Origin of the sequence: Pseudoalteromonas sp. SCQQ13 (genome assembly GCF_015864415.1) — a bacterium.
GTDB lineage: Bacteria > Pseudomonadota > Gammaproteobacteria > Enterobacterales > Alteromonadaceae > Pseudoalteromonas > Pseudoalteromonas nigrifaciens.
Window position 1 is genome coordinate 115,763 of sequence record NZ_JADYXG010000005.1, and the last position, 12,716, is coordinate 128,478.

The window sequence follows — 12,716 nt, forward strand, 5'->3', positions numbered from 1 at the left end:
TACTAAATAATACTCAAAAAGAGCAGCTGTAAATACAGCTGCTCTTTTGATCAAGCTTTAAATAGCGAGTACTTAAGCTAACTCAGCTTCTGCTTTTTTAGTAAATTTAGAATGCACTAACTTATAAAGCGCAGGCAATATTAATAGTGTTAGTAGAGTTGATGAAATAATTCCGCCAACCACAACCGTTGCTAAAGGTTTTTGCACCTCAGAACCCGTCCCCGAATTAAGCGCCATAGGTATAAAGCCTAAACTTGCCACCAGCGCCGTCATCAGTACTGGGCGCAGGCGCTGTAATGCGCCGCTGTGAATTGCATCAAACAAACTTAAACCATCGCTTCGTAACTGCTTAATAAACGACAGCATAACCACGCCGTTTAATACCGCTACACCACTTAAGGCTATAAAGCCAACACCCGCTGAGATTGAAAGCGGCATATCGCGCAGCAATAACGCAAGTACACCACCCGTTAATGCCAGTGGCACACCACTAAATATAATTAATGAATCACGAAGCGATCCAAAGGCGCTATAAAGTAAGCCAAATATAAGCAGTAAAGTGACCGGCACAACTAATGATAACCGCTTACTTGCCGATTGTAGCTGCTCAAACGTGCCGCCATATTCAAGCCAATAGCCACTTGGTAAGTTAAGTGATTCATTCATGCTCGCTTGCGCATCACTTACAAAGCTTGCTAAATCGCGCCCCTCTACATTGGCAGTTACCACTACGTTGCGCTTACCACTTTCGCGGTTTATTTGATTAGGCCCTTTTTCAATGCTGATTGTCGCTACTTCGCCAAGCGGTACAAATGCAAGTTCTGGGTTGCTATCTTTAGGTAAAGCAACTGGCAAACGGGCAAGTGCTGATACATCGCTCGACCAACGCCTATCAAGGCGCACTAATAACGAAAAGCGTTTATCGCCCTCAAAAATTAGCCCGGTTTGCACACCACCAACAGCGGCGGCAAGTGTTTGTTGAATGTCGTTTACACTTAAGCCTAATAACGCCATGTGGTCGCGCATTGGTGTTACCGAAAGCGTTGGCAACCCTTCCATTTGCTCCAAACGTACATCGGTAGCGCCTGCAATATTACGCATTAAGCCTGTGGCTTTTTCGCCAAACTCTTTAAGTACGCTTAAGTCGTCACCGTAAATACGCAGTGCTACATCGGCGCGCACACCAGCAATTAACTCGTTAAAGCGCATTTCTATTGGTTGTGTGAATTCGTAATTATTACCGGGTACATCGTTAACACGAGTACGAATTTGCTGAACCAACTCTTCTTTAGTGAGTGCTGGATTTGGCCATTGTTTTTGAGGTTTTAACATTAAAAAAGTATCGGCTACGTTTGGCGGCATAGGATCGCTTGCCACGTCAGCAGTACCAATTTTTGAAAAAACGTTAGCGACTTCGGGTTGCTTTAAAATGGCTTGTTCAAGCTCTTTTTGCATTTGTACCGATTGCTCAATACCGGTGCCAGTAATGCGCAGCGCATGCATAGCAATATCGCCCTCATCAAGCTGCGGTAAAAATTCTGCCCCCATATTTTTAACTTTAAAACCAAGCACTAATACTAATGCAGTGGCAATACCCACCATAAGCCACGGTAATTTAAGCGATATACCAAGTAATGGCTTATACACTTTTTTAACGCCGCGCATGACTGCGTTTTCGGTTTCATTAACCTTACCGCGAACAAATACCGCAATAGCAGCAGGTACAAAGGTAACGCCAAATATAAGCGCGCCTATTAATGCAGCAACTACAGTAAACGCCATTGGCTGAAACATTTTGCCTTCAACGCCGCTTAGTGCAAATAAAGGTAAGTAAACCAGCATAATAATAACAATACCAAATACAGCCGGTGTAAATACTTCTTTGGTGGCGGCGGTCACTACATTTAGACGCTCATTTAAGGTAAGTAGCCTGCCATGTTTATGCTGAGCTACACCGAGTTGGCGCAGGCAGTTTTCAACAACAATTACAGCGCCATCAACAATTAAACCAAAGTCGATTGCACCTAAGCTCATTAGGTTACCCGATACGCGATTACCCACCATACCTGTAACGGCAAACAACATACTCAACGGAATAACCATTGCCGTAATTAGCGCGCCCGTTACATTACCCAGCAGTAATAGCAAAACTACTATCACTAAAACGGCACCTTCAAATAAGTTGGTTTGCACAGTTGCTATGGTTTTATCAACAAGCGTAGTACGGTCGTAAACCGCTTCAACAATAACGCCAGCGGGTAAGCTTTTTTGCACATCAACTAACTTATCAGCCATAGCTTTTGCCACCACGCGGCTGTTTTCGCCAATGAGCATCATGGCGGTGCCGAGCACGGTTTCTTCGCCGTTATAAGTCGCCGCACCGGTTCTAAGCTCTTTACCTAAAAGCACGTTAGCCACATCTTTAATGCGTACAGGTGCGTCGTCGCGCTTAGCAACAACGGTATTGGCTATGTCTTCTAGCGTTTTAAGCTGCCCTGGCGAGCGTACTAAATATTGCCCATCAAAGCGCTCAATATAGCCTGCGCCTCGGTTACTGTTATTAACCTCAAGTGCACTAATCACATCGCTAATAGTAAGCTTATAGGCAATGAGTTTTTTGGGCACTGGCGCTACTTGGTATTGACGCTCAAAACCACCTTGGCTGTTTATTTCGGTTACGCCTTTTACTTTTAAAAGCTGCGGACGAATAACCCAATCTTGCAAAGTACGTAAGTCTTCTGCGTTATATGGCGTGCCATCGTCTTTTAACGTATTAGGCTCTGTATGCACAGAGTAAGTAAAAATTTCCCCTAGGCCGCTAGCAATTGGTCCTAAGTTTGGCTCAATATTGGCTGGCAAGTCTGAGCGAATACTTTGAATACGCTCACCTATTTGCTGGCGCGCCCAATAAATATCGGTGCCTTCATCAAAAATAACCGTTACTTGCGAAAGCCCATAACGCGAAAGCGAACGGGTATAATCAAGCTTAGGTATGCCCGCCATGGCGGTTTCTACCAAATAAGTAATGCGTTGCTCTACCTCTAATGGCGTAAACCCCTGCGCTTTGGTATTAATTTGCACTTGTACGTTAGTTATATCGGGTACTGCGTCTACCGCTAAATTTTGAATATTGTATACACCAAATCCAGCAAATAAAAATGTAAGCGCAAGCACCAGCATGCGGCGTTTAACCGCAAAAGAAACTATCCAATTAATCATGGTGCCTCCTAGTGAGCGTGGCTTGCGCCGCTTTTTAAAATATCGGCTTTAATTACATAACTATTGTCTGTTACGTATTCGCTACCCGCGTTTAAGCCTGTTAGTACTTCTACCCATTCGCTATTTTTTGCACCTAAGGTAACGGGGCGCACTTCAAATACATTATTTTTACGAACAAACACACTTGTTTGACCGTTAAACTCTTGAATAGCGTGTGGCTTTACACGCACGCTGGCATTTATTTTAGCCATACTTACATCGCTATTTATATGCATGCCTGGGCGCCAATGCCCGTCTGGGTTATTAAGCTCTATACGTGCACGGGCTATGTGCCCTCCAGTCATCATTGGGGCTATAAAAAACACTTTGCCTTGCGTATTTAAATGATGATGTAAGTCGTACACTTTAGCGCTTTGCCCTATGGCTAGCTTTTCAATGTTTTCGGGAAAAGCCGACAGCTCAACCCATACTTTATCAAGGTTAACTACTTGCATAAGTGCGCTGGTGCTTGCAAGCTCACCACGCTTTAAATATTGCTCAGTTACAACGCCACTAATAGGGCTTTTAATGGTGTAGTTTTGTAGTGTTTCGCGGTTAGTGATACTTACAAGCACCTCGCCTTTTTTAACGCTTTGGCCAATGCTTACAAAAATATCGCTGATCAATCCTGTATACGGCGCCATTACTTCTACTGTGCCGTGCTGGGTTGGCGCAATAACACCAAAAAGCGTGTCGGTAATATCTACCTCACCACTTTGCGCTATCTCAGTTTTAATACCTGCGCGCTCAATAGCTCGCTCTGTTAACGTGGTACGGCCTTCGTGTTGCTCGTACTCATAGCTAATACTCTCACCGTTATAATTAGCAGTAACGGCAAGTACAAATGAATGCGGTTCGTTAATTGATTGCGTGCTTACAAGGTAGTCGCCCTCAGCTGAAAACTGTATATTTTGCGGCGCTTCAACTAATCGTTTTAAACTCATTGTTATGTTTAAATCACTTATATTAATTGGCTTGCTTTGCTTGTAAGCGTATATACGCAGCTCAACATTACCGGCAAATTCTTGTAATTTAAGTTCAAGAGTTAACTTAGGATCAACTAATAAAAAACCACCGTGTGGACCTTGCTTTTGCTCGTGTTGTTCTGTTTCTTTATGACCTGACTCGCCATGCTCAGCAGAGGCAAATACATCTGTGCTTAACACGCTGCCAGCAAGTGAAAGTGATACTAATAATGCAATTATATTTTTATTCATGATTGGTAAGTCTCAATTAAAGATTGGCCAGTTAAACGCTCAAGAGTAAGTAGCACTTGGTACAGCTCTGCGTGGGTTGCAATGAGTGCGCGTTTAGAGTCAAAGTGTGCTTGCTGGGCATCGAGCAACTGCAACACCGAAATTTGCCCGCGTTGATAGCTGTTTAAGCTTTGCTCAATCAATGTTTGTGTCTGAGGAATTATTTGCTTATTTAATAACGTGGCTTGATTTGCTATCCCTTGATAATAAGCATACAGAGTACGTACTTGCTGGCGTAACTGAACTCGCAACTGCCCTTGCTGCTGGTTTAAAAGCGCAAGTTCACTTGCTGCTGCAGCAATATTACCGCTATTAGCATTACTGATTTGCAGTGGCATAGAAAACGAAAACAACAATGAGCTAGAGTCATTTTTTTGGTTGTAACGCACACCACCACCTACATTAATATCGCTTTGCCCATTGGCTTTTTGCAGCGCTAAGTTAGCCGTTTGCTGTATATATTGCTGCTGAAGTAAGGCAAATTCAGGTGCTAAATTTACCGCATCTAAAAGCGCTTGCTGTGACTTAAGCGGCGTGATGACGTTAATATTTCCCGCTAAAAAAGCACTACTTTGCTCATCAATCCAAAGCTCATTAAGTAATAAACGCGCGCGCTCAAACTCACTTGTTAGCTTTACTTGCTCAAGCTCTACTTGGCTAAGTGCATAACGCATACGACTTACATCGGCTTGCGATACAGCCCCGGCATTTGCTCTTTGCTCAATTGTTTTGAGCGCCTGTGTTACAACGCTTTTTCGCTCAACATTTAATGCTAATAAGGTTTGAAATTTAAGTGCGCTATAGTAACGCTCTGCGGTGGTAGCTAATAACGCTAAACGAGTATTTTGATACTGTATAGCCTGCGCTTTAATATTTGCAGTAGCAAAACCTACTCTACTTTGGCGTTTATCGCCCAGCTCAATAAGTTGGCTAAGCCCGAGCGTTATTTCAGCGCCTTTTACGCCACGCGCATCATTGGTGCCTAACACGTTTTCAACCGCAACACTAAGCACAGGGTTTGGCGAAAGTGTGGCTTGTGATTTAAGCGCGCTCAATATTTTTTGATGATAGGGGTAGCGTTTTAATATCGGATTTTGTTGCTCGGTATTACTCAGTGCTTGCTTAAGCGTGAGTATATTTTCACTGGCACTAACATTAGCCAGCGCATTAAATACCGGCAGCACGCAAAGTAGTGCCACCAGCATAATTGGTTTTTTATTCATATAGCTTGTCCGTTTTTTAACAAACAGGGTTAACTTACAAAATAATTTAAAATTAAAAATCGCAATGTAAATTTGTAAGCAACCTAAATATGCATATAACACAGCCTATATAGCGTCTAAACGCAGGCAGTAAAATGCACCATATTTTATTAAGGTAAATTAAAACTAGCTAAGTGAAATAGGAGGGCGCGACATAGGTGGATAAATTAATCCACAATAGCGTACAGGTAACGCGGGGTTACTCTGCTCAGGGCTGATTGAATGATTTACTGTACTGTAATAGCCACTATGACAATGTTGGTGGGCATGAATTTCGGCAGAGGCTTGAGCCTCATTTTGGCTACCATCGGCAGTTATATTACTTTGTAACTGCGCGCTGGTTATGTGATCCACGTCTTCTTGTAAATGATACGCAGCACCATCACAGCTAATAAAGCTGTGTACAAGTACTAAAAGTATCACTATTAAAAAACGCTTTGAATGCATTGTCTGCCTACAAACTCTAAAAAGAAGTCCCTTCTAAATACTTGAATATAAAAGGAGTCAGCAGCATAATAAACCTTCTAGTTACTGGAAGGTCAATATGCAAATCAAGCAACTTGCTCACTTAGTTAATATTAATGCAAAAACAATTCGCTATTACGAACAAATAAACCTTATTCCTGCTCCAAAAAGAGAGAGCAACGGCTATAGAACCTACACCCAAGCAGATACAGAGCGTCTTATTTTTATTCGACGCTGTCGCGATTTACAAATTCCAATAGACGATATTAAAACTCTACTTGTTGCGCAATCATACGGCGATAAATCGTGTGTTGAGGTTGACGATATTATCGAAAACCAATTAATTAAAGTACGAGCGGCACAAAAAGAACTTAAAAAGCTCGAGGTATCGCTTGCCAGCTTATTAACTAACTGCACCGCAAATACTATAAACGACTGCCAAATAATAAAAGAATTAAATAGTTAATACATATAAAAAAACCGCTAACCTGTAAGGCTAGCGGTTTTTATTAATAACACTTTAAATTAAGCGACTGCTTGTTCTAAAATTTCACGACTTTCTTTTAGCGTGATTGCTTGGTTTTCACCAAGGGCAAGCATGCCATGCGCTTCAAGTTTGCCAATAATATTGTCAATCGCTGCTGCTTTATCTTCACCATGTTCAGTAAGCTGCGTAGCTACATCAAGGCTATGGTAAAACGCTTCAATTGCTTGAATTGTTAGCTCTGCTAAATCGTCTGATTGTGCAAGGCCAAATACGTTTTTACCCATTTGCTCAAGTTTTGCTTTTTTAACTGCAAATTGATTGCGTAGTAAAGAAGGCTGAACTATTGCAAGCGAACGTGCATGGTCAACACCGTATGCAGCTGTAAGTTCGTGACCAATCATGTGGGTTGCCCAATCTTGCGATACGCCAGAACCAATCAAACCGTTTAATGCTTGATTCGCTGACCACATAAGATTTGCACGCCATGCGTCATCTTGGTTTTCAAAGTTATCGCCAAGTACTTTAAGTGCTTTAAGCAATGCTTCAGCGTAACCATCTTGTACTAATGCACCTTCAGGGAACGTTAAGTACTGCTCACAGGTATGCACCCATGCGTCTACTAAACCATTTACAAGTTGACGCTGTGGTAATGTTTTCATTACATCAGGGTCCATAATCGCAAATTTAGGTTGTACTGCTGGTGACATAAACGGGAGTTTTTGTTTTGTAGCAGCTTTGCTTACTACTGAGCCTTGGTTAGACTCTGAGCCAGTAGCTGGTAATGTAAGTACTGCACCAATTGGTAATGCGCTAGTTACTTTATGCTTACCAGTAGGAATATCCCAACCTTCGCCATCGTATACTGCTGAAGCTGCAATGTATTTAACGCCGTCAATTACTGAGCCGCCGCCAACACCTAGTACAAAGTCGATGTCTTGTTCTTTACAGATTTTTACTGCTTGATCTAGTACTTCAATTGTTGGGTTAGCGCCAACGCCCGAAAACTCTACCCAATCAAAACCTTCAAGTGCTGCTGCAACTTGGTCGTATACGCCGTTCTTTTTAATTGATCCGCCGCCGTACACAACTAGTACTTTTTGATCTTTTGCGATCAAATCAGTTAGTGAGGCTATTTGTTGTTGGCCAAATTGAATTAGTGTTGGATTTACGTAGCTAAATTTCATTATTTTATCCTAGGGTGACGATTAAACATGGTTCAACTTACTTAGTTACTAACTAAGTAAATTTTCAATGAGTGCATATTACTGGCAAAACAAACATAAAAAAAGCCCAATAACGCGCAAAAGCTTGCCTAAAACTATCAAGATTGTTATTTTACGTAAAAGTCAGCCATGTAAAGATGCTTTTATGTCCACCATTGCCAATATGTTGCAGCAGTACGCAGAACAAAATCAGTTACTCAGTTTTGAAGGCACGATGGAAACCATTATTACTGGGGTTTATTTTCATCGCGCCAGTAAAAGCTCGCCGCGACAGCCGCTTATTTATAACTCTGGGATTATTGTGGTCGGGCAAGGGCATAAAGTAATTCATTTTACAGATCATAAAATACAATATGGTGCGGGGGATTATTTAGTATTGGGCGTTCCTGTACCGCTAGAGTGCGAAGCCTTTACTGATGGCGACTTACCAGTGCTTGGGATTGCTGTTGATATTAACCCTGCGTTATTGCACAAACTCGTTAACCAAATGACTGAGCATAAACAATTTGCTCTGCCACCAACATGCGGGCAAATGAGTGGCGTGCAATCGGCTAAACTCGATAACGCGATGGAGCTGGTAACTAAGCGTTTATTAACCGTGTTAAATAACCCACTTGAAGCACAAGTATTTGGCGAAGATATAGTAAAAGAATTAGTATACCGTGTACTTTGCGGCCCCCAAGGACATACCTTGTTTGGCCTTGCTATGCACGACGGCCACTATGCACGTATAGCGCGCACACTGTCTATTATGCATAGTAATTATGCCAACCCCATCACAGTAGAAGGGTTAGCAGAGGACGTAAATATGAGCATTTCGTCGTTTCATCGCGCCTTTAAACAAGTGACTTTTGAGTCGCCGTTACAATATTTAAAAAAGCTGCGTTTAGCCAAAGCAAAAGCACTTATAACCGCCAGTGGCAGCAAAGCCAACGAAGCCGCATTAAAAGTAGGCTATACCAGCCCATCGCAATTTAGCCGAGAATTTAAACGCCACTTTAATAAAACACCAAAAGAAATGTTACTCTAAGCAAACCGCTAAAGCTGCGTTTTAGCGGTATTAAAAGCAACCGGATTAACGTATTTACGGTTTATAAAATGGCTAAAAATAAGCGTAAACAACACCGAGCTAATAGTTGCCACTGTATAAACTTGCCAAATTAAAATATCGTATTTTAATAGCAATGCAATGGCGGCAAAAAATATACACCCACCTAATGAGCCAATAATACCGCCGTTTAGTATTTTAAACGCTGAGTCTTTTTTATCACTGATATACGCTATGCTGCCCATTACCGCTAAAATAACCGGAAAAGTAGAAAGCAACCCACTCCATGCCGAGCCAATATGCTCAGAAATAAAGGTAACCAACATAATAAAACTAGTTACTAACACTATTTTTATTGGCAGCTCCCATTTTGAATTTAAAGGCTTTGCATCTATCGCTACTTTTAATTTTGTAGTAGCAAAAGTTAAAGCCAATAAAGTACTAATAGAGAACAAGCACGCTACAAAAATATTAACCGGTAAAAATAATGTCAGTATGCTAAATAAACACCACACACTCAGCGCTATTAACAACGACTTTGCTAAGCCACACTTATACGAAACCGCCATATACACAAAGCAAAATAAACCAATACCACTCATGCCATATAAAGCGCCCACCGCTGAGTTAGCTGCAAACAGTTTTCCTTGCTCTATAGCAATAAAATATGAAATAGGCCCAGAGGTGATTGGCAGGCCAGGAATAATACCGCTTATAAAACTACCAAACTTTTTTTGCGCGTAAGAAATAAAGAGCAGTAATAGCGGGGCAACCATTAATTTAACTAACATGACTAATAATAAAAGATGAGTAATGGCGCAAATTCTACTCACTTAGTTAATACAGTCAATCAATATTGAGTTGAATTTAAATCATCTCATCAGGGCGTATTTATCTTTTTATGACTAATTTATAGCTACTTTTTAATAACTTAAAATTATTTACTCAATTGAGAATGAATTGGCATTACAATTAAGCAGCTAAAAATCAAAGGTTGCAATAATTGGTAATATAATAATTGCACTTTGGTATGTTAAGTTGGTTTTAAATACGTTACAGTCATGTGCAACAATGTAAATATTTAACTTTATACTGAGGTACTAATGAATAAAAATAACATTACACATCTTATTAAGCCCGGCGCTTTAATTGCCCTCACTACCTCTTTGGTTATTGGTTGTGTTAGCCAACAACCAAAAAGCAATGAGCAACAAGCTAACCCATTAGTACCCGCCTCTAAATTTGATTTATCTCATTGGAAAATTAATGTACCGGTTGATTTAGATAACGACGGTAAAATTGATGAAATAGATGTTAAAAAAATTCAGACTTACTCACATCCTGATTTTTTCTATCTGGATGATAAAGGTTACATGGTATTCACCTCGCCAAACAAAGCACTCACCAGTGCCAATTCTACCAATACACGCAGTGAATTTAGGCAAATGCTCCGCGGAGCAAATACCAAAATAAAAACCAAAAGTCCTAAAAACAATTTTGCTCTTGCTGTACACCCACTATCGGATCGATTTGGCTCTATTGGTGGCAAAATGGAAGCAACGCTAAAAGTAGATCATGTTGCATTACGTGCTACTGATCCAAGTAAAAATGCGGCCTACTCTGTTGTTGTGGGGCAAATTCACGCAGGTAAAGATCAGGCGCTTATTGACACTAAGCTTGGTTATGGCTGGGGCAACGAGCCACTAAAAATATATTATAAAAAGTGGCCTGGACATAAAACGGGATCGGTTTTTTGGAACTACGAGCGTAACCTACCAAAAACAGATCCTAACCGTACTGATATAGCTTATCCTGTTTGGGGTAACACATGGGAAAACCCTAACGAGCCAGGCAATGCTGGTATCGCATTAGGTGAAGAGTTTAGTTACACAGTAAATGTGTATAAAAATGTGATGCACCTAACATTTAGCACAGCAGGCAAAAACGATGTTAGCTACTCTATTAACTTAGGTAATAACGTAGATGCGTATGGCAACGTAGACGAAAAAGATCACCCGCATGGGTATGCGGCTGATTGGCACTACTTTAAAGCAGGCGCGTATAACCAATGTAGTACCAAAAATGCTAAAGGCATTTGGTATCCGGGCTGTTTAGGTACGGGCGACTGGGCTACAGATAAACAAAACGGTGACTATGCACAAGTGAGCTTTAGTAAACTTGTATTAAGCCCCGCTAGCCCACAATAAAGGTAACTAAATTATTACTGCCCCGCTTGTTTGCCTTATTTAATAAAGTAAACAAGCGAGCGCGTACAATCAACTTTTCTTAAATAAAACCTCGGGGTTAACCATAGTTTTCATTTCGAGTACGTTACCGTTAGGATCTTCTATAAAAAATGTTTCTTGTTCAAACTCATCACCTATAAAACGACGATATGGCTTATCTAAATACTCCAAGCCCGCGCTTTCAATACGTTGCTTTAACGCATTAAATTCGTTTTCAGATAAATGAATGCCAAAATGTGGTACGGCAACTGCGCCCATATCAACATCATGACGAACTGTAGGTAGGCGCTCAACACTTTGGTGCAGTGTTAACTCGTTACCCCAAAAATCAATATCTATCCAGCGTCCTTGCTCGCTATTTCCGGTTTTACAGCCAAGCACATCGCAATAAAAAGTTTTAGCTATATTTAAATCACCAGCCGGAATAGCCAGATGTAAACAGTTAGACATAAATTACCCTTGATAATAGCTTTTAATAAATTAAACAGTCAGCATTATACATGCTTTGTAATTTATAGAACATTAACGAGTATATTTTAGCATTTACAGCCCTTACAACTATTAGGCTAATAAAATGATTAAATTCTGACACCTACTATTTTTGGCAATTAGCTATTATTAGTTATGCTATAAAATTCTAGCTTTGAGCTATCAAACATAAAAGTGTTACTTTATTATACGCACGCTATAAGGTACTAATTTGCGCGCTATGATTAAATTTTTATTATTAAAGTCCATCACATTTTTTGCCGGCTGTATGTCGTGCTTTGTAATGCATACAACATTTGCATTACCACTTGTTATATCTGCAGCATTAACCGGGCTAGCTGGCTCGTTTATTCCTTTTCCTAAGCTTTATCAAAACCACCCTTATGCGGCCATATATGCAGGTAGCTTTGCCGGTATGTGCTCAACTAGCTTAATTACTAGCTACTGGGAAGTGGCGATAATCTCAATTATTGGCGCAACGCTATACACCCTTACCTTAAATGCATTTGCTGGTTTTGGTGGCCGATTAGGCAGCGTAGCCTTTGCAAGTGTTGCTTTGTATTCTTTAGCTAAAGGCTTAGTGTAATGAGTATTGAATATTCTATATTAGCTTTGATAGGCGCTTTTTTAACATTTTATTTAGCCAAGCATAGTCGTTTTGATGGTATTAGAGCTTCTGCGGCCTTATCTATAGTTACTTACTTAATTTTTTACTGGCTTAACCTTGATCCTGAGTTATACAGCGTTGTGTTTTTTGGTGGTACTTTTATTGGTATGAGCGCCCCACACCGCTTTGGCATATATACGCTTGCCAGCTCCGCTGTTATATTTTCGTTATTATTTGAGTACTTAGTACCCATACTCGACGGCTACGGCGGTGCTTTAGGTGTGAGTGCATTTTTGTCGGTATGTATTTGTCACTTATTCATTATATTAGGTGCACCACGCAGTAAAAACATTTCTTTTCGACGTGTTAAATAAG

The 12,716-nt window shown here is 40.7% G+C and carries 12 protein-coding genes; 5 read left to right on the top strand and 7 right to left on the bottom strand.

Translation table 11 applies throughout. The features are described from left to right. Positions 1-72 precede the first annotated feature (72 nt). The 4 genes from I6F41_RS05915 to I6F41_RS05930 form a co-directional block, all read right to left on the bottom strand. Positions 73-3,219 carry an efflux RND transporter permease subunit gene (locus I6F41_RS05915; protein ID WP_197107919.1) on the bottom strand — a complete coding sequence of 1,049 codons (3,147 nt, stop codon included), beginning with the start codon at positions 3,217-3,219 and terminating at the stop codon, positions 73-75. An 8-nt stretch (positions 3,220-3,227) separates the two neighbouring features. Beyond that, entirely contained in the window at positions 3,228-4,475 is a 1,248-nt protein-coding gene (locus tag I6F41_RS05920) for an efflux RND transporter periplasmic adaptor subunit (protein ID WP_182683818.1), read from the bottom strand. Continuing rightward, the gene (locus tag I6F41_RS05925) at positions 4,472-5,737 is read right to left on the bottom strand and encodes a TolC family protein (protein WP_041454652.1); all 1,266 of its coding nucleotides are present in this window, start codon (positions 5,735-5,737) and stop codon (positions 4,472-4,474) included. The genes I6F41_RS05920 and I6F41_RS05925 overlap by 4 nt, the downstream gene beginning before the upstream one ends. Before the next feature lie 165 nt (positions 5,738-5,902). After that, positions 5,903-6,223: a hypothetical protein gene (locus I6F41_RS05930; RefSeq protein WP_011327276.1), complete on the bottom strand. Its 321-nt coding sequence runs from the start codon at positions 6,221-6,223 to the stop codon at positions 5,903-5,905. 97 nt (positions 6,224-6,320) lie between these two features. On the opposite strand from I6F41_RS05930, the gene I6F41_RS05935 reads away from it, so the two are divergent. Then, positions 6,321-6,707, top strand: a complete 387-nt coding sequence (locus I6F41_RS05935) for a Cd(II)/Pb(II)-responsive transcriptional regulator (protein ID WP_011327275.1) — start codon at positions 6,321-6,323, stop codon at positions 6,705-6,707. A 59-nt stretch (positions 6,708-6,766) separates the two neighbouring features. Here the strand turns inward: I6F41_RS05935 and I6F41_RS05940 are convergent, their stop codons facing one another. Further along, positions 6,767-7,912, bottom strand: a complete 1,146-nt coding sequence (locus I6F41_RS05940) for an iron-containing alcohol dehydrogenase (protein ID WP_011327274.1) — start codon at positions 7,910-7,912, stop codon at positions 6,767-6,769. Between the two features lie 184 nt (positions 7,913-8,096). Between I6F41_RS05940 and I6F41_RS05945 the strand changes: the two genes are divergently transcribed. Continuing rightward, complete coding sequence (locus tag I6F41_RS05945) at positions 8,097-8,981, top strand: AraC family transcriptional regulator (protein ID WP_041454651.1); 885 nt, start codon at positions 8,097-8,099, stop codon at positions 8,979-8,981. An 8-nt stretch (positions 8,982-8,989) separates the two neighbouring features. On the opposite strand, the gene I6F41_RS05950 is transcribed toward I6F41_RS05945, so the two are convergent. Then, a complete protein-coding gene (locus I6F41_RS05950) occupies positions 8,990-9,790 on the bottom strand; it encodes a hypothetical protein (protein WP_050754469.1) in 801 nt (266 codons plus the stop codon). Between the two features lie 312 nt (positions 9,791-10,102). Here I6F41_RS05950 and I6F41_RS05955 point away from each other — a divergent pair, with 312 nt between their 5' ends. Then, positions 10,103-11,206, top strand: a complete 1,104-nt coding sequence (locus I6F41_RS05955; protein WP_182683820.1) for a polysaccharide lyase family 7 protein — start codon at positions 10,103-10,105, stop codon at positions 11,204-11,206. A gap of 69 nt (positions 11,207-11,275) precedes the next feature. Here the strand turns inward: I6F41_RS05955 and I6F41_RS05960 are convergent, their stop codons facing one another. Then, positions 11,276-11,695, bottom strand: coding sequence for a VOC family protein (locus I6F41_RS05960; RefSeq protein WP_011327270.1), 420 nt, complete (start codon positions 11,693-11,695; stop codon positions 11,276-11,278). 259 nt (positions 11,696-11,954) lie between these two features. On the opposite strand from I6F41_RS05960, the gene I6F41_RS05965 reads away from it, so the two are divergent. Both I6F41_RS05965 and I6F41_RS05970 read left to right on the top strand, forming a co-directional pair. Further along, the gene (locus tag I6F41_RS05965; RefSeq protein WP_182683821.1) at positions 11,955-12,320 is read left to right on the top strand and encodes a hypothetical protein; all 366 of its coding nucleotides are present in this window, start codon (positions 11,955-11,957) and stop codon (positions 12,318-12,320) included. Further along, a complete protein-coding gene (locus I6F41_RS05970) occupies positions 12,320-12,715 on the top strand; it encodes a hypothetical protein (RefSeq protein WP_011327268.1) in 396 nt (131 codons plus the stop codon). The genes I6F41_RS05965 and I6F41_RS05970 overlap by 1 nt, the downstream gene beginning before the upstream one ends. The last annotated feature ends 1 nt before the right edge of the window (position 12,716 follow it).

Excerpts from the sequence above, each read along its gene's own strand:
- I6F41_RS05915 (WP_197107919.1), bottom strand. The coding sequence starts at position 3,219 with ATGATTAATTGGATAGTTTCTTTTGCGGTTAAACGCCGCATGCTGGTG.
- I6F41_RS05920 (WP_182683818.1), bottom strand. The coding sequence starts at position 4,475 with ATGAATAAAAATATAATTGCATTATTAGTATCACTTTCACTTGCTGGC.
- I6F41_RS05925 (WP_041454652.1), bottom strand. The coding sequence starts at position 5,737 with ATGAATAAAAAACCAATTATGCTGGTGGCACTACTTTGCGTGCTGCCG.
- I6F41_RS05930 (WP_011327276.1), bottom strand. The coding sequence starts at position 6,223 with ATGCATTCAAAGCGTTTTTTAATAGTGATACTTTTAGTACTTGTACAC.
- I6F41_RS05935 (WP_011327275.1), top strand. The coding sequence starts at position 6,321 with ATGCAAATCAAGCAACTTGCTCACTTAGTTAATATTAATGCAAAAACA.
- I6F41_RS05940 (WP_011327274.1), bottom strand. The coding sequence starts at position 7,912 with ATGAAATTTAGCTACGTAAATCCAACACTAATTCAATTTGGCCAACAA.
- I6F41_RS05945 (WP_041454651.1), top strand. The coding sequence starts at position 8,097 with ATGTCCACCATTGCCAATATGTTGCAGCAGTACGCAGAACAAAATCAG.
- I6F41_RS05950 (WP_050754469.1), bottom strand. The coding sequence starts at position 9,790 with ATGTTAGTTAAATTAATGGTTGCCCCGCTATTACTGCTCTTTATTTCT.
- I6F41_RS05955 (WP_182683820.1), top strand. The coding sequence starts at position 10,103 with ATGAATAAAAATAACATTACACATCTTATTAAGCCCGGCGCTTTAATT.
- I6F41_RS05960 (WP_011327270.1), bottom strand. The coding sequence starts at position 11,695 with ATGTCTAACTGTTTACATCTGGCTATTCCGGCTGGTGATTTAAATATA.
- I6F41_RS05965 (WP_182683821.1), top strand. The coding sequence starts at position 11,955 with ATGATTAAATTTTTATTATTAAAGTCCATCACATTTTTTGCCGGCTGT.
- I6F41_RS05970 (WP_011327268.1), top strand. The coding sequence starts at position 12,320 with ATGAGTATTGAATATTCTATATTAGCTTTGATAGGCGCTTTTTTAACA.